Source organism: Gordonibacter sp. 28C, from assembly GCF_003339845.1.
In the GTDB taxonomy this organism is placed as follows: Bacteria; Actinomycetota; Coriobacteriia; order Coriobacteriales; family Eggerthellaceae; genus Gordonibacter.
On the sequence record NZ_PPTR01000003.1, the window covers coordinates 21,286 to 40,415 of the forward strand.

Genomic DNA, 19,130 nt, shown 5'->3' on the forward strand with positions numbered 1-19,130 from the left:
GCGCCTTCGCTCCTCAAGGTATACTGGCGACATTCGGAAAACACGGGAGGTTCGAGCATGCTGTCGATGCTGTGCGTGGGTGCGGGCGGGTTCGTGGGCGCGGTGGCGCGCTATCTGATGGGGCTCGTGCCCTACGAGGGGGACTTCCCGCTCATGACGTTCATCGTGAACTTCGTCGGCGCCGTGGCCATCGGCGCGGTCGTCGAAGCGGCAGACGGATGGGCGGGCATACCCGCGAACGCCCTGCTCTTCCTGAAAACCGGCGTCTGCGGAGGGTTCACCACGTTCTCGACGTTCTCGCTGGAAACGCTCGCCCTGCTGGACGAGGGTAAGTACGGCATGGGCGCGTTGTACGCTTTCGGCAGTTTGGCGGCGTGCTTGGCGGGCGTGGTGCTGGGACGGGTGCTCATGCGCGGCGCGCGTGCGATCTTGGCATCGGCGGGTGCGAGCGGCGCCTGAGAGCCGCCACGAGCGCTTCGAAGGCGCGGGGCGCGGCGCCCGGGGCAGACTCGACGGACGCCCCTGCTCCGCCAGGGATCGCGGCTTCCGGGGCGTCCTCGGCATGCCGCGCCGCCCTGCGAGGCCGTTCCTCGGGGTCGCCCGCGCCGCGCTCGACGCAATCCCGCGAAGGCTCCGGAACCACTTCCTCCACGAACCAGCGGGGACCTTCGTAGAACAGGTACTTCTCTCGGCCGAACACCGAAACCAGATAGCGCACGCCCGTACCGCCCACCCGCGCGGATGCCCGGCGGACGGCTCCGTGCACGCGTTCGATCTCGAACGTGCGGCCGTCGCGCCAGAGTATGGACAACGGCGTCGTACGCCCGTCCGCATCGATGCGGGCCACCACGTCAACGTATGTCTTGCGAAACCTCATGCTCCCATGCAACCACGCGCGCCCGCCGCGCGCAATCGACCGCACGGAGCCGTAGGGAAACGAATGACCCCGCGTCATGCGATACGGCAAAGCACCGTAGGAGCCCGGCCTGCAAGGCGGGAGCCCAACCAACCTGCGAGTCGGACAACGGGTCGGAACGGAGGGTGCCGGCTTGGGCCCGCCGCCGACCTAGAAAAGACGCCCGAAAAGCAGGTATGGCACGATGCCGAACACGCCGCCCACCACCACGATGCCGACTCAAGTCTCCCGCGTGCCGAAACGGTAACACGGTTGCGCGCACGCGTCGACCACCATCAGCCACAGCAGCACCTCATACATCATGATCCCCACAAGGGCCGCGCCAGATAAGCAAGTTCCATCGCGCCCCCTTCCGACACCGCCGATTCCATCACGCCGTAAAAACCTTCAATATGGAAACTGGAGCCGTACGCATCTGAATCTACGTTCTACCCGACATTCGCCCGTGGGGAAACCACTGAAGAAGCAGCCTGCTCTTTGCGTCGGGCATATTCGATGTAGTCAAGGTATTTCTCACCCCAGATGCGGATTTCGTCGAGCACAGGAACGAACTCGCAACCGATCGGCGAAAGAGAATATTCCACTTTGGGAGGTATCTGCGGATACACGGTACGCACGATCAGCCCATCGGCTTCGAGACGCTTCAATTGTTTGGACAGCGTCGCATGGGTCATGGTAGGCAGGTGCCGCTCCAGCTCGTTGAACCGCATAGGTCCATCTGCTAACAAATGTAGCGTAAGTATCGCCCATTTACCCTGCAATGCACGCTGAGCTGTTGCGAAAGGACACTGTCCGTAAAGGTCCACCCCCATGTTGCACCATCCTTTCGGAAACGAGAAGAGTTTTCACTGGCACTCTTCTGATCTTGGTATCTTCCAAGATATATAGTATCTTAAAAGATAGTACTTTACAAATTATTATACAGTATTTATCATTAAATAAGTTCATTTTTTTATACTATAATTGAACAGGAAGGATCAGAGATGGACACGCTTGAAGCCATAACACACGTCAACGACTACCTCGATGAATCTGGATTTTATTTGCTTGCAACCGCAGATGGCAAACAACCCAAGTGCCGTCCAATGCGAATGCACATGCTTCTTAAGGGGCGACTATATTTCGGCACGGGGCGCTTTAAAGATGTATTCAAGCAGATGCAAGCTAATCCTTTGGTTGAAATAGTTGCAGTTAAAGATAATTGTTTTATGCGCTATTACGGCACCGCTGTTTTCGAGGATACCTATGACCTTGCCCAAGCCATCTTGGAAAAGACACCCGGAGCGAAAAACGTTTACACGATGGAAGATGACATGAAGTTGGAAATATTCCATTTGGAGAACGCTACCGCCGAATTTCGCACTATGCTCGGAATCGAAGAATCTGTCAGGTTCGAGTAGGAAGCCCTGAATAGGCTGGGCAAGAGGTTGGCCGTTCCACTCCGAAAAGCGGCCAACCTCGCCTCGCCAGGATTGTCCGAAAAGACATTTTACGAACAAACGGATTCGAGCAACCTGATGAAATCGAAAACGTATTCTGGAGCATTTTTTGGACAAATAACAAATCCGGTAGTTTCTTCGGGATAGTTTACGCAGGGTTTGAACATTATCCCGCCGAATCCGATAGCGATCTGCTCGCACACTTGCTCAGGTGCAACCATAACGCCGTCTCCGCTGAGAATCATCTGGCGTATACCGTATATGTCAGCAGGAACAGACAAAACCTTCAACCCAAAGCGATCGGCAAAGCTAAGCGTATCGCGATACGAATCTTCGCCCGCACATAGCAGCGTTTGCCCACGCAGATCGTTTTGAAAATCGATTGTATCCCTGTCTCCAAGTGTGCTGTCTTTTTTGATGAGCACGCTTGCCGGAGTCAATGCAATGCGCCGGCACTCGAAGCCGTCGCGTTCATTGGGGGCAGTACGCATCACGATAAGATCGTAATCCCCGTCGCGAAGACCTCTCATGCCATCGTTCAGGGTGCTGACGTTCGCAAATATTGCATTGGCAATGGGCCCGACGTTTTTCGCATTGAGCGCAATTTGGATAATCGAATGAGGCGCGAAAAACAAAGTAGTACCAATTCTTACCGTGCGTTTTTCGTCGATACCTCGCATTTTGCGCAATACTTGGTCAAAGAGCACGGCAACATCGCGGTAGTGGCAAGCCTCTTCGTGGGCAAAATCCAGCAAGAACCTACCCGCCGGCGTCAACTCGACGCCATCCTTGTTGCGATAGAACAATTCTACGCCAAGCTCGCGCTCCATTTTCCGAATGCTCTTCGACAGCGCCTGCCGTGTGAGAAACAAGTCGTTTGCAGCCCTCGTCACATTGCCGGTCTCGCAAAGCTTGACGAATTGAACCAGCTGGCGCCTCTCCATAAAGAATCCCCTCCATAAAGCCACCTCGAGCAGTCCTGTTCTTTTTGGCAACCGCCTTTATAATACACCTCGTCCAAAGTACCCCGCCCGCCAATCATTCTCAAGCGCCATAGCCAGAGGTCGCTTATACGTATTCGAAGATTTGCGCCATGCAAATGCACCCGATAAGTTTCGCCCGTGCAAACCATCGGTTTCTTTTCAACGCTACCGAAGGGGGGTTACAGTCTTGTTGCGATGCATCGCAATAGCAGGTTCAATCCGAACCAAGTGGAAGGAGAGGGGGAGCACATGATCAACGAACTGAATACCGAGTTGTACCATCCCGGGGAGTGGCGTTGGCAGGAAGGCGATCGCACAGTAACCCGAACGTCGCAGTGGACCGCTCCCGGATGCCATAATGGCTGCGGCATCCTTGTCTACACCGAAGACGGGAAATTCGTCAAAGCAGAAGGCGATCCTTTGAGCGGATGGCAGGGGCGCCTATGTGCCCGCTGCTTGGATATGCAAGAGGCCGTCAACCATTCTGATCGCCTGAAGTACCCCCTGCTGCGCGACGGCGAACGAGGGGAAAATAAATGGAAGCGGATCTCGTGGGACGAGGCCGTCCAATGGCTTAAAGACGCTCACCAAGACGTGTGTGAGGAGATTCGCACATACCCGGGCGGCATCGGACCCGAAGGCTTCGTCAGCCTAACCGGCACAGGCCGCAACACCATGTGGCAAGTTGGCATGTTGACACGTGCCGTATTCGGTAGTTGCAACGCTGGATCAGGCTTTTTATCGGGCGATTCGTGTTACCAATCGCGTATGTTCTCATGCATGTTGAAGGCGGGAGACTGCTGGATACAGGACACCGCATGCCAGTTCCCCGACCGATACGACAACCCGAAATACCGGATACCCGAGGTTGTCGTGCTCTGGGGACACGAACCGCTTGCGTCCAACGGCGACCTGTTCGGCCATTGGTACATCGATCTCATACGACGCGGCACAAAGTTCATCACGATAGATCCTGCCTTGACGTGGCTGGCATCCAAGTCTGAGCTGCATTTGCGACCGCGCGTCGGCACCGACAGCGCTTTAGCAATGACGATGCTTAACGTTATCATGAGCGAGGAGCTCTACGACAAAGATTTCGTAGAAAAATGGTCCTACGGCTTCGACGAGCTGAAGGAGGCCGTGGCCGAATGGACGCCCGAGAAGGGCGAAGAGGTTACCTGGGTGCCCGCCGATCTAATCACCAGCGCTGCACGGATGTACGCAGACGCAAATCCTGGCCAGATATCTTGGGGCGTAACCGTCGATATGCACGTTGATGGCACAGAGCTTTGTTTCGCCATCAACGATTTGGTCGCCATGTGCGGCAACTTGGACACGCCGGGCGGCAACGTGCTTCTAAGGTATGCGTACAACACCTCCAAAAAATACGGAGCAGGCCTGGAGTTCCTAAGTAAAGAGATACTAGATCGACGCATCGGCATCGATCGCAATCCTATTCTTGCCTCCGGATTCTCGCAAGCGATTTCCACCGATATGATCGTCGAACAACTTGAGTCGGCAGATCCGTACCCCATCCTTATGACATTCTGTCACGGAACCAATCCGCTTTCCTGCACCGGTTGCGACACCACACGCATTTACAACGCTATGATGAAGGCCCGCTACAATGTTGTATACGACGTATTCATGACCCCCACGGCAGTGGCAGTAGCCGACCTGGTGCTACCCGCCGCGATGTCGGTCGAGCGAAAGTCGTTCCGCTCTTGGTGGCAACCTCTACGCTCCATCACCCAATGCTGCGATCGTTATTACGAGTCAAAGGGTGACGACGAGTTGATTTGGTACCTCGGGAAAGAATTCAATCCCGATTTCTTCAATAAGTTCGAGCGCCTTGAAGATTTTCTGACTTGGCTTATCCAAGACGAAGGCAATGGAGTGGATTACACCTACGACGAACTTACCGAAAAAGTGTACGACTACTGGGATTGGAACATGGAGTACAAAAAGTACGAGAAGGGAATGCTGCGCACTGACGGCAAACCCGGCTTCGTTACCGCAACGGGCAAATATGAATTTCTCTGTCCAGTCCTCGACGTAATCGGCACCTACACCATGCCGGTATTCATCGAGCCCTACGAAAGCCCTGTGCGAACGCCTGAACTGCTCGAAGATTATCCGTTGCTCCTAACAACCGGGCATCGTGCGCCGTGGTTTTTCCATTCAGAGCACCGTCAGCTCAAGTACATGCGTCAGTTCATGGAATATCCCGATTGCGACATCTCGAAGGATGCTGCCGAGAAATATGGCATCGCAGAGGGCGACTTGATCTGGATCGAAAGCCCGCGTGGCAAATGCAAGCAGATCGCTCGCATCGCCCCAGGGATCCAGCCTCAAACCGTTCGCATTCGCCATGGTTGGTGGTTTCCCGAGCAAGAAGGAGCGGCACCCAATTTCTATGGCACCTTTGAAGCGAACTGCAACAATCTTACAACGATCGGCGTCATGGGCCGCATAGGATTCGCGGCTCCAGTAAAGGGCGGGCTATGCAAGATTTACAAAGTGACACCTGATAACGACTGCTTGGTTGGCAAGATATACAAGGAAGAGGGTGGTTTCGGTGGCGAGCACCAACTTTACTGGCGAAGCTAACACCATGGGCCTGCTTATCGATTACGAATACTGCACAGGATGCTATGCTTGCATCGTAGCCTGTCAACGCGAGTTGGAGCTCGACCCGAAAACGTACGGTATCAAGGTTCACGGATACGGACCCGTCGAAGTCGGCGACGACAAATGGGAGTGGAGCTACCTCCCCATGCCAACGAGCCGTTGCGATTTGTGCGCCGAACGAACCGCCGAGGGACGATTGCCTTCTTGCGTTCACCATTGCCCAGCGAACGTGATGTATTACGGAACCCTCGAAGAACTGTCCAAGAAGCTCGCTGAGAAGTCGACCCAGGTTCTGTACTCACTCTGAGTCACTGCATCGAAGGTAGATCACCGCTTCGTTATAGAAAGGAACGCGTCATGTGCTTCAGACCATCAGATGTGAGAATCGACGGCAAACCGTTGGACATGGATCCCATCCCATGCCCCGAATGCGGCAAGGACGTTAACCCGATGGGCACGGTACGACTGCCGAAATGCCCCTATTGCGGGGCGGAGATGCCCGGTGCCAGCGAGTATAAAAACGTTAGTCTGAACGACGTGATACAACCTGCGAGCCCCAAAGCGCCGACAGCGCCCAAAGACCCGAGCGCGCTTGCCTAATAAGTTCGCTCATTGAAGCAGACTGATTCGCACGGCGTTTCGACCGCACCCGAGGTACATGACTTCCGAAGTCACTAGATCGAGAGCAAGGAGTTTACCATGGCTCATAATCAACGAGGCGGCTTCGTACCGCCGCCATTAGGGACGCTTCTTTGGGAGTGCCCCGATTGCAACACATTTAACAAGGCCGCCAGCGAAATGTGTGAAAAATGCGGCAGACCAAAAGTGATCTCTGAAGAAATCGCCGGTGCGACCCAAGAAATTCTTCGAAACGAAGATCGGAAAGACGAGTGGGGGCAACAAGCGGACAAGTAAGGTTCAACTTGGCGTTTGCGAACTAAAGCGTAGGAGGACGTAAGGCTCTCCTACGCTTTAGGAAAACATACGGACACTTCATTTCAAAAATAACCCACGTTCCGACGATTTCAAACTGACAAGCATGGCGAATGCTCCATCCCCGATCCAATTAAAAGCCAAATCTTATTCTCCGTCTCGTTTTTCTTTCCCTAAGCAAGTTTTCCGACGCGCGCCGCCCCTCCCTATGGTTTAATGGTTCGAACGTTTGAACCAAAGGAGCGCTATGGACGAACAGGAATGGACGCGGAACCGGCAAGCCCTCGCTGTCGGGTTCAAGAACTGCCAGGGCCTCATCGGGGCGCTGGGCGACGAGACGCGTCAGCAGATACTCGTGGCGTTGCTGGAAGCCGAGCAATGCGGGCTGCGCGTTGGCGAGATCACCGCGCTCACGCATCTATCCCGCCCCGCCGTGTCGCACCATCTGAAGATACTGCGCGACGCGCGCATCATCAGCCTGAGACGCGCGGGCACGATGAACTTCTACCACATAGCTCCCGACATCGAGCAGTGGTCGCAGTTCAAGCAGCTGGTAGACCGCGTATACGAGCTGGTGCGGCTGGCGAACCGAGAAGGCTATCTGCAAGACGACGGGAACGGAGAGGCACGATGATCTCGAAGGCGGACGGTGGAAGGGAGCGCGGCGACATGGACGCGAGCGAGAACGGAAGCACGGGCGGGAACGCAAGCGGGAACGCGGCCGCGAACGAAAGCGGGGACGCCCGCCCGCGCGAAACGACGGGGGCCGTCGAAGACCTTGCGGCCTGCAGCCTCGACGAGGCGCTCGAGCGCCGCCATTCGGTGCGCAGCTACACCGATCGGCGCATCGAAGGCCCGACGCTCGCCGCGCTGCAAGCCGAGATCGACGCGTGCAACCGGGAAGGCGGCTTGCGCATCCAGCTCGCGCTCGACGAGCCAAGCGCGTTCGGCAGCAGCATGATGGCCCGCTACGGCAGCTTCCGCAATGTGAGGAACTACGTCGCCCTCATAGGAAGGAAGGGCGATGGCCTGGACGAGCGCGCGGGCTACTACGGCGAGCGCATCGTGCTGGCCGCGCAGCGCTTGGGCCTGAACACCTGCTGGGTCGCCCTGACGTTCAGCAAGCGACGCGTCCGCCGCCTCGTCGGCTCGGACGAAAAGCTCGTGTGCGTGCTGACCCTCGGCTACGGCGAGACGCAGGGCAAGCCGCGCAAGTCCAAGACGGCCGCGGACGTGTGCGCGGCGAGCGGCCCTACGCCCGCCTGGTTCGAGCGCGGCGTGCGAGCGGCCCTGCTCGCCCCCACCGCCATGAACCAGCAGAAGTTCCGCTTCGAGCTCGACGGCACCCGCGTGCGCGCGACAGCCCCCGACGGGGCCTACACGGCCGTCGACCTGGGCATAGCGAAGTACCACTTCGAAGTCGGCGCCGGCACCGAGAACTTCGCCTGGGCGTAAGAAACGGCGTACCCGTGGGGGCGGCCGACAGGCCGCCCCCACGAAAACCCCCTGTCTTGCACCATCGGAGCGCCAACCGCAAACGCCATCCGCCCGCTAGATGCTTAGGTCGCGCCGATCGAACACCGCGACGGCAGCGGCGAACAGCACCGCCGCGCCCGCAGCCAGCGCAACCGCTCCGCCCACGGCAGACGCGTCGCCTGCCGCCAAGCCGTAATAGTCGAACAGCGTCAGCGGGTTGACGTTCTCCAGGAACTCGAACTTGTCGCCCACCTGCGACGCCATCTGCATGAGGAAGAACAGGATGTTCAGGCCGCCGCCCACCCACAACGCGGCCGTCGCGTTCGAGAACAGGCACGCGGACAGGAAGCACAGGCCGGCCATGGCCAGCCACAGGGCCAACAGCCCCGCATTCACCTGCAACAGCGCCTGCATGTCCAGCTCGCCGGGGAACAGCGCCTCGCCGAAACCCATTTCCAGCGCAGTGGTCGCCACCATGAGCCCCACGAGCACGGTTGCCAGAACGCCCACCATGGTCAGCGCGATGCGCGTGCGGCTGTTCGGCGTGGCCAGCAGGTACGCCATGGCACCGCGGTCGAGGTAGCGCACCATCAGCTTGTTCACCATGACAAGGATGAGCACGAGGATGAAGATGGTCAGCAAAAAACCGTACAGGTAGTTCAGCATGAAATCAAGGAGCGTGGTTGCTTGCGTCGCCATGCCGAACGCGGCGAACATCTCGGGCATGCTCTGCATCATGGCGTCGAGGCTTTCGCCCAACTCCGGGTCGTACATGCTGACGATCACGCCGATGTACATGGCCAACACCGCCACAATGATAAAGCTGACGAACAGATTCGCGCGCAGCTCTTTGGCGAACAGCGTCCTATTCATGCGAGCCTCCTTTCTCCACCTGCTCAGTCGTGCCGTACAGGTGCATGAACAGCTCTTCCAGCGTCTGCTCGCGCGCGGTCAAGTCGACGATGTCGTACGCGGCGAGGTCTTTCACGAACGCGTCCAGGCTGCCCGCCACGGATATCTCGATATTGGCGGCCCCTTGCTTCTGCGCGTCGGGATGCGCTTGCGCGTAGCGGTCGCGCGCGAAGTAGTCGGCGAACGTCACGACGAACACGCGCTTGCGGGTTCTGCGCACGTCGTCCATGCGCTCGACGGCGGCCAGCCTGCCCTCGCGGATGAAGGCGACGCGGTCGCACGTTCGTTCCACCTCCTCGAACAGGTGCGACGACAGCAGGATGGTGGCGCCGCGCCGCTTCTCCTGCAGCACGAGGTCGATGAAGCGGCTCTGCATGAGCGGGTCGAGGCCGCTGGTGGGCTCGTCCAGCAGGGCGATGTCGGGCGAGGCCATGAACGCGCACACCAAGCCCACCTTCTGCTTCGTGCCCTTCGACATCTTGCGGATCTTGCGCGCGGGGTCCAGCTCGAAGTACTCGATCAGCTGCTCCATGCGCGTGCGGTCGCGCAGCTTCTTCATGCGCGCCATGAACTCCAGGAAGGCGGTGCCCGTCATCTCGTCCATGCAGGCGATCTCTCCCGGCAGGTAGCCCAAGTGCTCCTGAATGCGGCTGCGCCGGCTGAAGCAGTTCAGCCCGTCGATGAGCACGGCGCCCTCGTCAGGACGTATGAAGCCCATGAGGTTGCGCATGGTCACGGTCTTGCCGGCGCCGTTCGGACCCAAGAAGCCGAACACCTCGCCGCGCTCCACGGCGAACGACACGTCGAACACGCCGCGCCCCTTGCCGTAGTCTTTCACGAGGCCGCTCACCTCGATGGCGGGGCCGGGCCTTCCGCCGGCCGGCCCCCTCGCGCCCTGGGGCGCGCGATTCTCGTTCATCGGTATTCCTCCTTGTAGGCATAGGCCTTCAGCATGGCGCACCAGTCGGCGAACTCTTCCATGAGCACGTCGATGTCGATGGCCTTCTTCAAGCACCGCTGCTGGTGCAGGTAGCCGTCGGCCATCCATATCATCATGTCCAGCACTCGGCGCGGACTCACGTCGTCGCGGAACCGGTCGAACCGCACGTTCTTGAAGAACCGGGAGAACATGAGGTCGAGCTGGGCCTGGGTCCAACCGTCCATCGTGTCCTTCACGTCCTTGTGCTCCGGGTAGAACGCCCTGATGGAGAAGTCCAGCAGGAACGGCGACATGTTCTCGAACACGGCTTTCTTCTTGCTTGCCGAGTATTCCATCAGCTCGAAGAAATCGTCGATCTCGTAGAACTTGTCGTCTACCACGAGGTCGGTCATCTTGTCCATCAGGCGCTCCATCAGGTACAGGTAGAACTCTTTCTTGTTCTTGAAGTAGAAGAACAGAAGCCCCTTCGAGATGCCCGCCTTGCGCGCGATGGCGTCGGTCGAGGCGTTTTTGTAGTCGTTGCGCCCGAACAGCTCCACGCCCGCGCCGACGATGGCCTCCTGCCGCTCGGCGGGCAGGCTCTCGAATTTCTCGATGTTGCCGTTGCCTTCCTTGTCGGCCAATCGACCCAGCCGAAGGACGGGCATGCGCCCGCCGCCTGCGCAGCGTCCGTTCCGTGTCTCGAGCTGTTCCATCGTGCTCCTTATCCGTCTTACAACCCGTGCGCGCCGGCTGCGCCGAGTATTGACTGAGCGGTCAACCGCTCCCGCAACCCATCCTATACGGTTGACTTTTTTTAGGAAGGCCCCTTCGCAGATTTTTTCATGCACGCGTCGATGACGCGCCGAATCGATCGGGCGGGCGCCGTCGAGGCGTTGCGCGCCGTCGAGTTGCCGCACGCCGTCGAGTTGTCGTACGCCGAAAACAGGTCGATGCATCACGCAGGCCCCAAAAGTCACGAAAATCACCGCTGTGAAGCGAGCCCTACTCCCATTGCACGGCTTCTCGCCAAGCCTCGCGGCAAAAGGCCAGTTCGCAGGACAGGATGACTCCGACAAACAGGAAAGGAGCGCGAAAAGCACTCCCGAGAAGCGCCTTCGACGCCCCTGGCTGCTTCACAGCGGTGATTTTCGGGACTCTGCAAGCGTTTCGCCGACAGGAACGGTGTCGCCGTGCACCACTACGCCAGCTGGCGCGTCGGTGCGCGGAATCGGCGAGCATCGGAAGCATCCCTTCGAGAGGCGCGACACGCAGGAGCAGCGCAGCGGGAGAGGCACGATGCCACGCTGCCGCGCCGTCCGCCAAGCGGCGGTTGCCCGGCGATCCGGGGAAACAGGCATCTGGTATCATGAGGGCAGGAGAACGATCGCCGCCAACGCAAGGAGTGCCATGCGCCGCTTTCCCGCCCCGTCCGACAGCGCCGCGCCCCGTCGCGCCATCGACGCGCGACGGCTGCTGCCGCCGCTCGCCGTCTGCCTGGCGCTGTACGGCATCGACCTTGCCTGCATGGCCGCCGTGCCGGAGGCGGGGCGCGCCTTCGCGGCGGGGGTCGCCGTCCCGTTCGACCTCATGGTGTTCGTGCCGCTTGCGTTCTACCTGTTGGTCGTGCGCAGAAACGGGCTTTCGCCGCTGATCGTGCTGCCCGTCATCGGGCTGGGCGGCCTCGTTTCGGCGCAGCTCGCGCCCGTAGGGCAGTTCTCGCTGCACGTGCCGCTCGCCGCGCTGGCCGTAGCCGTGGACCTGTCGATCGGCATCCACGAGGGGCGGCGGCTCGCGCGCAGCTTCCGAGCGGCGCGCCTAGCGTCCGACGAGCCGCTCGAGTGGTTCGAGCGCCCCTTCTTCGAACTCGTGCGCCACGAGGGCGCCCACGCGTGCGCGACGGAGCTTTCCGTTTGGTACTACGCGCTGCTCTCGTGGAGGCGCCCGCCGATCGTCCCCGCCGGATATCGGGCGTTCTCCTACCATCGGAAGAGCGGGTATCTGGCCCTCGTCGGCGTGATCGCGGCGCTGCTGCCTTTCGAGGCGGTCGCCGTGCACCTGCTCGTGGCCCAATGGAGCGAGGCGGCGGCGATCGCGCTCACGGCGCTCACCGCGTACACGCTGGTGTGGATCGTCGGCGACGCGCGCGCCGTCGCGCTCAACCCGCTGCTCGTGGGCGACGGCGCGCTGCAGGTGAAATGGGGGTCGCACTTCCGTCTGGGCGTTCCGCTCGACTTGGTGGAGAGCGTGGAGGCCGGCGAACCCGCCCTGCCGAAGCGAGAGCGCGTCAACATGGCGGCCATGGGAGCGGCGCCGTGCTGGATCGTTCTTTCCGAGCCCGTGCAGGCGCGCGGCCTCCTGGGCATGCCCCGCCCCGTGCGCGCGGTTTGCGTGTCGCCCGACGACGCGGCCGCGTTCAGGCGCGCCGTTCTGCGCGAGGGATGACGCCTTCGCCGTCCCGCCGCTCGCTGGCGGTCCGTTCGGTCGGTGCGCAGGGCATCGCGCCTTGACGCAAGCCGGTCGATCCGCATCGGACTTCCCTAATCGAGGCCGATGACGTACAATACGCAGACGCGATTGGAATCGCGCCAGTGTGGCGCAATGGTAGCGCAACAGTTTTGTAAACTGTGGGTTGCAGGTTCGAGTCCTGTCACTGGCTCCACGAAACCGCAGGCCGGGCACTATGCGTGCCCGGCCTTCCTTCTTGCTGGCCCCAGGATGCCTTCAGCTTGCCCTCAAGGTTTCGAGGCCCGGCCGATCGCCCGCCGCCTCTTTCTGTTGATTGACAACGAACGCCCGTTTGCCTATTATAGGCGAACAGATATTCTTGCGAACATTTGATCTGGCGAACGGGCGTACGTATGGAACTGATCGACAAACTGGAAGTGCTTGCCGATGCCGCGAAATACGACGTGGCCTGCACGTCGTCGGGCATCGACCGCGACGCGCAGAAGGGGATGCTGGGCAACACGATGGCGGCGGGCTGCTGCCACAGCTTCGCGGCCGACGGACGCTGCATCACGCTGTTGAAGGTGCTCATGACCAACGTGTGCGTCTACGATTGCGCCTACTGCGTCAACCGCTGCTCCAACGAGGTGAAGCGCGCGGCCTTCACGCCCCGCGAGCTGGCCGACCTCACCATCGCGTTCTACCGCCGCAACTACATCGAGGGGCTGTTCCTCAGCTCGGGCGTCATCAAGAACCCCGACTACACCACCGAGCTCATGGTGCAAACGCTGTCGCTTTTGCGCTACGAGCACGGCTTCCGCGGCTACATCCACGCCAAGGCCGTGCCCGGCACCTCCCCCGAGCTCGTGGACGAGCTTGGGCACCTGGCCGACCGCATGAGCGTGAACATGGAGCTGCCCTCGCAGAAGAGCCTGGCGCTGCTAGCGCCCGAGAAGGACAAGCAGCAGATCATCGCCCCCATGCGCCAGATACGCGACAACATCGCCGTGGACAAGGACACGCGCGCGCTCGTGCGCAAGCAGACCACGTACATGAAGCAGGTGCGGCCGAAGAAGAAGGAGCGCGCCTTCGTGCCCGCCGGCCAGTCCACGCAGATGATCGTGGGGGCGTCGCCCGAAAGCGACTTCCAGATACTCAACCTGTCGGCGGCACTCTACCGCACGCTGTCGCTCAAGCGCGTGTTCTTCAGCGCCTACACCCCCGTGAACGACGACGCACGCCTGCCCGGCACCGATGCCGTGCAGCTCAACCGCGAGCACCGGCTCTACCAAGCCGATTGGCTTTTGCGCTTCTACCGCTTCGACGTCACCGAGATCATAGACGAGGAGCACCCCTTCCTCGACCCCGAGGTCGATCCGAAGGCGAACTGGGCCCTCAACCATTTGGACTTCTTCCCCGTCGAGGTGAACAAGGCGCCGCTCGAGGCGCTGCTGCGCGTGCCGGGCATCGGCGTGAAGGGGGCCCAATCCATCGTGAGGGCGCGTCGCACCACCGCGCTCGGCGAACGCGAGCTGCGAAAGCTCGGCATCGCCTACAAACGGGCGCGGTTCTTCATCACGTGCAACGGCGGCTACGCCGGCCAAGGCGTGGACTTCTCGCGCGAGGGCCTGCGCGCGCATTTGGCCGCGCCGACCAAGGGAGGCAACCACGGACGCCGGGCGGACAAAACCTGCCCCGGCCAGATGAGCCTGTTCGAAAGCGTGGAAACGCCCGAGAAGGCCCGCATCGCAGGCGGAGCGTCAGAGGGCGGACGGCCACGGCTCGACGCGGATCGCGCGCGCCCGCAGCTCGGCGTCGGAGGCGCCGACGGCGCGTTCGGCTGGCAGCGCGCCCTCGAGCAGCCCGAGGCGGTTCGCGCGTGACGGCCCCCGGCGCAGGTTGCCCCCGTACGGCCGATCTCCAGAGCGGCGTCGCGCCCGAGGAGCCGCTTTCCGACGTGGCGTACGCCTACGACGGGTCGCTGGAGGGCCTGCTCTCGGCCGTGTTCGAGGCGTACGCCCGCCGCGAGGACCCGCAGGACGTCGCGCCCGAGACCGTCCTCCAGCCGCGCCTGGGGCAGACGGTGCGCTACGTGGAGACGGACGTGGAACGCGCCGTGCGCGTGCAGCGCGGCATCAAGCGCGCCTGCGGGGCGGCGGCCTACGACGCCGTCATGCGCGCCTCGCTCTCCGACGACCCGGGCGCCGGCACCGTCGTCTACCGCTTCGTGCGCTACGCCATGGCGGCCAACCGCCCGCACGACTGCTCCGGGTGCCGCAAACGCGACTCGTGCAGCGGGCCCACGGGGTCGAGCCGTCCCACCGACGCCGTCGGATGCTCGGGCAAGGCGCGCGGAAGCGTGCTCAACGACCTCGCCCACCCCGCCGTCGAGCCCCTGCACCGCCTGGTGCGCGCCGTGGGCAACGAGCGCCACCGCATGGTGCAGTTCCTGCGCTTCGAGCATTTGGAGAACGACGTGTGGCTCGCGCGATGCAACCCCGCGGCCTCCGTGGTGCCGCTGCTCATGGACTGGTTCGCCGGGCGCTTCAACACGCAGCCGTTCATCATCTACGACGAGGTTCACCGTCTGGCAGGCGTCTACGAGGGGCGCGACTGGTACCTCGTGCGCACCGACGAGCTGAACGTGCCCGACCGCGCCGCCGACGAGCGGCTCATGCAGGCGGCCTGGAAGCGCTTCTACCGCACCGTCGCCGTGGAGGCGCGCTACAACCCCGAGCTGCGCCGCCAGTTCATGCCCAAGCGCCTGTGGAAGAACATCCTGGAGATGCACGAGGACCCGCCCGGCGCCGAGCTCGCCCGCCGGGAGGGCGCGCCCGTCGAACGCCTCTGGCGCGGATGAGCCGCAGGCTCGGTGCCGAGCCGCCACCGAGCGTTTCCATCGAGCAGGTAACGGCGAGGTAAAATCCTATCCACAAGGGCGCGATTTCGCTACAATCGGTTACGGGAAGGCAGGTGGTCGGCTATGGGCGACCGGCTCATCATCGTATCGAACCGCCTTCCTTACCGCCTTGGACGCGGCGAGGACGGCGAACGCAAGCTCGAGCACAGCTCCGGGGGCCTCGTGTCGGGCATGGGCCCCTTGCACGAGCGCCACGGCAACGTGTGGGTCGGCTGGGCCGACGAGGGCGGCCAGGAACTGAGCGCGCGGGAGCGCGCCGAGTTCGACGCGCAGCTCGTCGCGCACGACTGCGTGCCCGTGCATGTGTGCGAAGAGGACGCGCATGGATACTACGACGGCTTCTCGAACTCCACATTGTGGCCGCTGTTCCATGGGTTTCCCCAGTACACGAGCTTCGAAGAAGCCGATTGGGAGGCCTATCGCCGCGTGAACGAGCGCTTCTGCGAGGCCGTGCTCTCGGTTGCGAGGCCGGGCGACACGGTGTGGGTGCACGATTACCACCTCATGCTGCTGCCCAGCCTTATCCGCAAGGCGAGCCCTCAGACGGCCATCGGGTTCTTCCTGCACATACCCTTTCCCGACTACGAGACGTTCCGCATGCTGCCCTGGCGCCAAGAGCTTCTGCTGGGCACGCTGTCGGCCGACCTCATAGGGTTCCACACCTACGATTACGTGCGGCACTTCCTGTCCAGCTGCCGACGGCTTCTGGGCTACGACAACCATCTGGGGCACTTCTTGTTCGAAGGGCGCTCGACGCAGGCCGACGCGTTTCCCTTGGGCATCGACTACGACCGTTTCCACAACGCGGCGCTCGAGCCGAAGGCGGCATGCCAGATCGAGCGCATCCGCGCCGACAGGGAACGGCCGGGCTCGAAGACGATGCTGTCGGTGGAGCGCTTGGACTACACGAAGGGCATCCCCGAGCGCTTGCGCGCGTTCGACGCGTTTTTGCAGCGCCACCCCTCGTGGCGCGAGAACGTGGTGCTCAAGCTGGTGGCGGTGCCCTCGCGCGAGGGGGTGGCGTCGTACCAGTCGCTCAAGCGCGAGGTGGACGAGCTGGTGGGCAGCATCAACGGGCGCTACGCCACCTCCGACTGGACGCCCGTCGAGTACTACTACCGCTCGGTTCCCTTCGATCTGCTGACGGCCCTGTACGCCACGAGCGACGTCATGCTGGTCACGCCGCTGCGCGACGGCATGAACCTGGTGTGCAAGGAGTACCTGGCATGCCGTGGCGACGGGGGCGGCGCGCTCGTGCTGTCCGAGATGGCCGGCGCGACCTACGAGCTGCACGAGGCCCTCGTGGTGAACCCCTTCGACCGCGACGCCATGGTGGAGGCCATGCTCCGGGCGCTGGAGATGCCGCCCGACGAGCAGCGCTGCCGCGTGAGCGCCATGCAGAAGCGCCTGGCCCGCTACACGGCCGGCAAATGGGCGGAGGAGTTCCTGGCCGCCCTGGACGGCGTGCTGCGTCACCAGGCGCGGTTGAACGCGCATCTGCTGGGGCCTACGTCCAGCAGGAGGCTGCAGGAGGCGTTCGCGCAGGCGTCCAAGCGGCTCGTGCTGCTCGACTACGACGGCACGCTCGTTCCGTTCGTCGACGAGCCGTCCGACGCAGCGCCCGACGACGGGCTCAAGGCCCTGATCGCGCGCATAGCGGCCGATCCCGCCACCACGCTGGCCATCGTATCCGGGCGCGACAAGGAAACGCTGATGGAGTGGTTCGGCGACCTTCCGGTGGGGCTGGTGGCCGAGCACGGCCTGTGGCGCTACAGCGTCTCGCAGCGGCAATGGCTTCTGCGCGAGCCCTTGGACGGCGCATGGAAGGACCGTATCCGCCAGACGCTGCTCGACTTCGTGGACCGCACGCCGGGGTCCATCTTGGAAGAGAAGGACTACTCGATGGCGTGGCACTACCGCGCATGCTCCAACGAGCTGGCCGAGCGCCGCGTGATCGAGATCAAAAGCGCGCTGTCGGGCGTGGCGGCCGACATGGGGCTCATGCTCATGGAGGGCAATCGCGTGCTCGAAGTGAAGCCCGTCCACGTGGACAAGGGCAGCGCCGCGCACCACTGGTTCCGCGACCCGAGCTACGACTTCATGCTGGTGGCCGGCGACGACGTCACCGACGAGGACATGTTCCGCACCGCCCCCGAAAACGCCTGGACCGTCAAGGTGCGCAACGAGCCCACGCAGGCGCGCTACGCCTTGAAGAACCCCGCCGAGATGCGCAGCCTGCTGCGCGGCCTGGCCGAAGCCTCCGCCCCCCGTTTCGAAGGACGAAGCGGTATCATGTAACGAGGTAAAGACGCGGGCGAGAGCGCCGCTTCGGCGGCGACAGGAGGAGGCTTCCATCATGGAACCGGCAAAGGTGTACTTCACGGACTTCCGCACCGAGGCGTTCGGCGACGGACTGCCCACGAAGCTGAAGAAACTGGTCAAGCGGGCGGGCATCGCCGACTTGGACCTCGACGGCAAGTTCGTGGCCGTCAAGCTGCACTTCGGCGAGCTGGGCAACGTCAGCTACCTGCGCCCGAACTATGCCCGCGCCGTCGTGGACGTGGTGCGCGAGCTGGGAGGCAAGCCGTTCCTCACCGACTGCAACACCATGTACCCCGGCAGCCGCAAGAACGCCCTCGAGCACCTGGAATGCGCGTGGCAGAACGGCTTCACCCCGCTCACCGCGGGCTGCCCCATCCTCATCGGCGACGGCCTGAAGGGCACCGACGACGTGGAGGTGCCGGTGGTCGGCGGCGAGTACGTGAAGGCGGCCAAGATCGGCCGCGCCGTCATGGACGCCGACGCGTTCGTGAGCCTCACGCACTTCAAAGGCCATGAGCTCACCGGGTTCGGCGGCGCCATCAAGAACATCGGCATGGGCTGCGGCTCGCGCGCCGGCAAGACCGAGCAGCACAGCAACGGCCAGCCCACGATCGACGCGGAGAAGTGCCGAGGCTGCAAGAAGTGCCTGCCCCAGTGCGCGAACGGCGGCCTCGTGTTCGACGAGGCCGCGCGGAAGACGACCGTGGACGCCGCCCATTGCGTGGGTTGCGGGCGCTGCCTGGGAGCCTGCAACTTCGACGCCATCCGCTTCTCGCAGGACGCCGCGAACGCCGACCTCAACCGCCGCATGGCCGAGTACGCGAAGGCCGTCGTGGACGGCAGGCCGCAGTTCCACGTGTCGCTGGTGGTGGACGTGTCGCCCCACTGCGACTGCCACGGCGAGAACGACGCGCCCATCCTGCCGAACCTGGGCATGTTCGCCTCCGTCGACCCGCTCGCCCTCGACCAGGCCTGCGTCGACGCGTGCCTGGCCGCCGCGCCCCTGCCCGGAAGCAAGCTCGCCGACAACCTGGCCAGCCCCGGCTTCCACGACCGCCACGACCATTTCACGAACTCCACACCCGAGTCGGAATGGCGCACCTGCCTCGAGCATGCCGAGAAGATAGGCCTGGGCACCAGGGAATACGAGCTGATCACGGTTTAGGGAGGCGGGACGCAGCCGGCCAGCAAACCTCCCCGCAGCGTCGGCGGGTTCCGGCGGCCGGCAGGC

At 62.3% G+C, this 19,130-nt stretch carries 18 protein-coding genes and 1 tRNA gene; 13 read left to right on the forward strand and 6 right to left on the reverse strand.

The window, feature by feature from the left end:
• Window positions 1-57: 57 nt before the first annotated feature.
• Window positions 58-459 carry a fluoride efflux transporter CrcB gene (crcB, locus tag C1878_RS04360; RefSeq protein ID WP_114600486.1) on the forward strand — a complete coding sequence of 134 codons (402 nt, stop codon included), beginning with the start codon at window positions 58-60 and terminating at the stop codon, window positions 457-459.
• Here the strand turns inward: crcB and C1878_RS17065 are convergent.
• Both C1878_RS17065 and C1878_RS04370 read right to left on the reverse strand, forming a co-directional pair.
• Complete coding sequence (locus C1878_RS17065) at window positions 407-877, reverse strand: hypothetical protein (RefSeq protein WP_369833500.1); 471 nt, start codon at window positions 875-877, stop codon at window positions 407-409. The genes crcB and C1878_RS17065 overlap by 53 nt on opposite strands.
• Before the next feature lie 467 nt (window positions 878-1,344).
• Window positions 1,345-1,728, reverse strand: a complete 384-nt coding sequence (locus tag C1878_RS04370; protein ID WP_114600487.1) for a helix-turn-helix domain-containing protein — start codon at window positions 1,726-1,728, stop codon at window positions 1,345-1,347.
• 171 nt (window positions 1,729-1,899) lie between these two features.
• Here C1878_RS04370 and C1878_RS04375 point away from each other — a divergent pair, with 171 nt between their 5' ends.
• The gene (locus C1878_RS04375) at window positions 1,900-2,316 is read left to right on the forward strand and encodes a pyridoxamine 5'-phosphate oxidase family protein (protein WP_114600488.1); all 417 of its coding nucleotides are present in this window, start codon (window positions 1,900-1,902) and stop codon (window positions 2,314-2,316) included.
• An 89-nt stretch (window positions 2,317-2,405) separates the two neighbouring features.
• On the opposite strand, the gene C1878_RS04380 is transcribed toward C1878_RS04375, so the two are convergent.
• On the reverse strand, window positions 2,406-3,299 hold the full coding sequence (locus tag C1878_RS04380; protein ID WP_114600489.1) for a LysR family transcriptional regulator: 894 nt from the start codon (window positions 3,297-3,299) through the stop codon (window positions 2,406-2,408).
• A gap of 288 nt (window positions 3,300-3,587) precedes the next feature.
• Here C1878_RS04380 and C1878_RS04385 point away from each other — a divergent pair, with 288 nt between their 5' ends.
• The 5 genes from C1878_RS04385 to C1878_RS04400 all read left to right on the forward strand — a co-directional run bounded on the left by C1878_RS04385 (window position 3,588) and on the right by C1878_RS04400 (window position 8,357).
• On the forward strand, window positions 3,588-5,948 hold the full coding sequence (locus C1878_RS04385) for a molybdopterin-dependent oxidoreductase (protein ID WP_114600490.1): 2,361 nt from the start codon (window positions 3,588-3,590) through the stop codon (window positions 5,946-5,948).
• A 4-nt stretch (window positions 5,949-5,952) separates the two neighbouring features.
• Window positions 5,953-6,276, forward strand: coding sequence for a 4Fe-4S dicluster domain-containing protein (locus C1878_RS04390; RefSeq protein WP_114600769.1), 324 nt, complete (start codon window positions 5,953-5,955; stop codon window positions 6,274-6,276).
• A gap of 392 nt (window positions 6,277-6,668) precedes the next feature.
• Window positions 6,669-6,884, forward strand: coding sequence for a zinc finger Ran-binding domain-containing protein (locus tag C1878_RS16435; RefSeq protein WP_147272902.1), 216 nt, complete (start codon window positions 6,669-6,671; stop codon window positions 6,882-6,884).
• A gap of 265 nt (window positions 6,885-7,149) precedes the next feature.
• Window positions 7,150-7,536 carry a helix-turn-helix transcriptional regulator gene (locus tag C1878_RS04395; protein ID WP_114600491.1) on the forward strand — a complete coding sequence of 129 codons (387 nt, stop codon included), beginning with the start codon at window positions 7,150-7,152 and terminating at the stop codon, window positions 7,534-7,536.
• A complete protein-coding gene (locus C1878_RS04400; RefSeq protein WP_241963603.1) occupies window positions 7,533-8,357 on the forward strand; it encodes a nitroreductase family protein in 825 nt (274 codons plus the stop codon). Before C1878_RS04395 ends, C1878_RS04400 begins: the two co-directional genes overlap by 4 nt.
• 96 nt (window positions 8,358-8,453) lie before the next feature.
• Here C1878_RS04400 and C1878_RS04405 read toward each other — a convergent pair whose 3' ends face one another.
• From C1878_RS04405 to C1878_RS04415, 3 genes are read right to left on the reverse strand one after another with little or no spacing between them, the layout of a single operon-like run.
• Window positions 8,454-9,251 (reverse strand): ABC transporter permease subunit, encoded by a 798-nt coding sequence (locus C1878_RS04405; protein WP_114600492.1) that lies wholly within the window; start codon window positions 9,249-9,251, stop codon window positions 8,454-8,456.
• The gene (locus C1878_RS04410) at window positions 9,244-10,209 is read right to left on the reverse strand and encodes an ABC transporter ATP-binding protein (RefSeq protein ID WP_114600493.1); all 966 of its coding nucleotides are present in this window, start codon (window positions 10,207-10,209) and stop codon (window positions 9,244-9,246) included. The genes C1878_RS04405 and C1878_RS04410 overlap by 8 nt, the downstream gene beginning before the upstream one ends.
• Window positions 10,206-10,925, reverse strand: coding sequence for a TetR/AcrR family transcriptional regulator (locus tag C1878_RS04415; protein ID WP_241963604.1), 720 nt, complete (start codon window positions 10,923-10,925; stop codon window positions 10,206-10,208). The genes C1878_RS04410 and C1878_RS04415 overlap by 4 nt, the downstream gene beginning before the upstream one ends.
• A 694-nt stretch (window positions 10,926-11,619) precedes the next feature.
• Here C1878_RS04415 and C1878_RS04420 point away from each other — a divergent pair.
• The 6 genes from C1878_RS04420 (at window position 11,620) to C1878_RS04445 (ending at window position 19,064) form a co-directional block, all read left to right on the forward strand.
• Window positions 11,620-12,654, forward strand: a complete 1,035-nt coding sequence (locus tag C1878_RS04420; RefSeq protein ID WP_114600494.1) for a hypothetical protein — start codon at window positions 11,620-11,622, stop codon at window positions 12,652-12,654.
• Window positions 12,655-12,796: 142 nt separating this feature from the next.
• Window positions 12,797-12,871: transfer RNA gene (locus C1878_RS04425), tRNA-Thr, on the forward strand.
• A 199-nt stretch (window positions 12,872-13,070) separates the two neighbouring features.
• On the forward strand, window positions 13,071-14,540 hold the full coding sequence (locus tag C1878_RS04430; protein WP_114600495.1) for a putative DNA modification/repair radical SAM protein: 1,470 nt from the start codon (window positions 13,071-13,073) through the stop codon (window positions 14,538-14,540).
• On the forward strand, window positions 14,537-15,517 hold the full coding sequence (locus tag C1878_RS04435) for a TIGR03915 family putative DNA repair protein (protein WP_114600496.1): 981 nt from the start codon (window positions 14,537-14,539) through the stop codon (window positions 15,515-15,517). Before C1878_RS04430 ends, C1878_RS04435 begins: the two co-directional genes overlap by 4 nt.
• Before the next feature lie 123 nt (window positions 15,518-15,640).
• The gene (locus C1878_RS04440; RefSeq protein WP_114600497.1) at window positions 15,641-17,875 is read left to right on the forward strand and encodes a bifunctional alpha,alpha-trehalose-phosphate synthase (UDP-forming)/trehalose-phosphatase; all 2,235 of its coding nucleotides are present in this window, start codon (window positions 15,641-15,643) and stop codon (window positions 17,873-17,875) included.
• 58 nt (window positions 17,876-17,933) lie between these two features.
• Entirely contained in the window at window positions 17,934-19,064 is a 1,131-nt protein-coding gene (locus tag C1878_RS04445) for a DUF362 domain-containing protein (protein ID WP_114600498.1), read from the forward strand.
• Window positions 19,065-19,130: the final 66 nt, after the last annotated feature.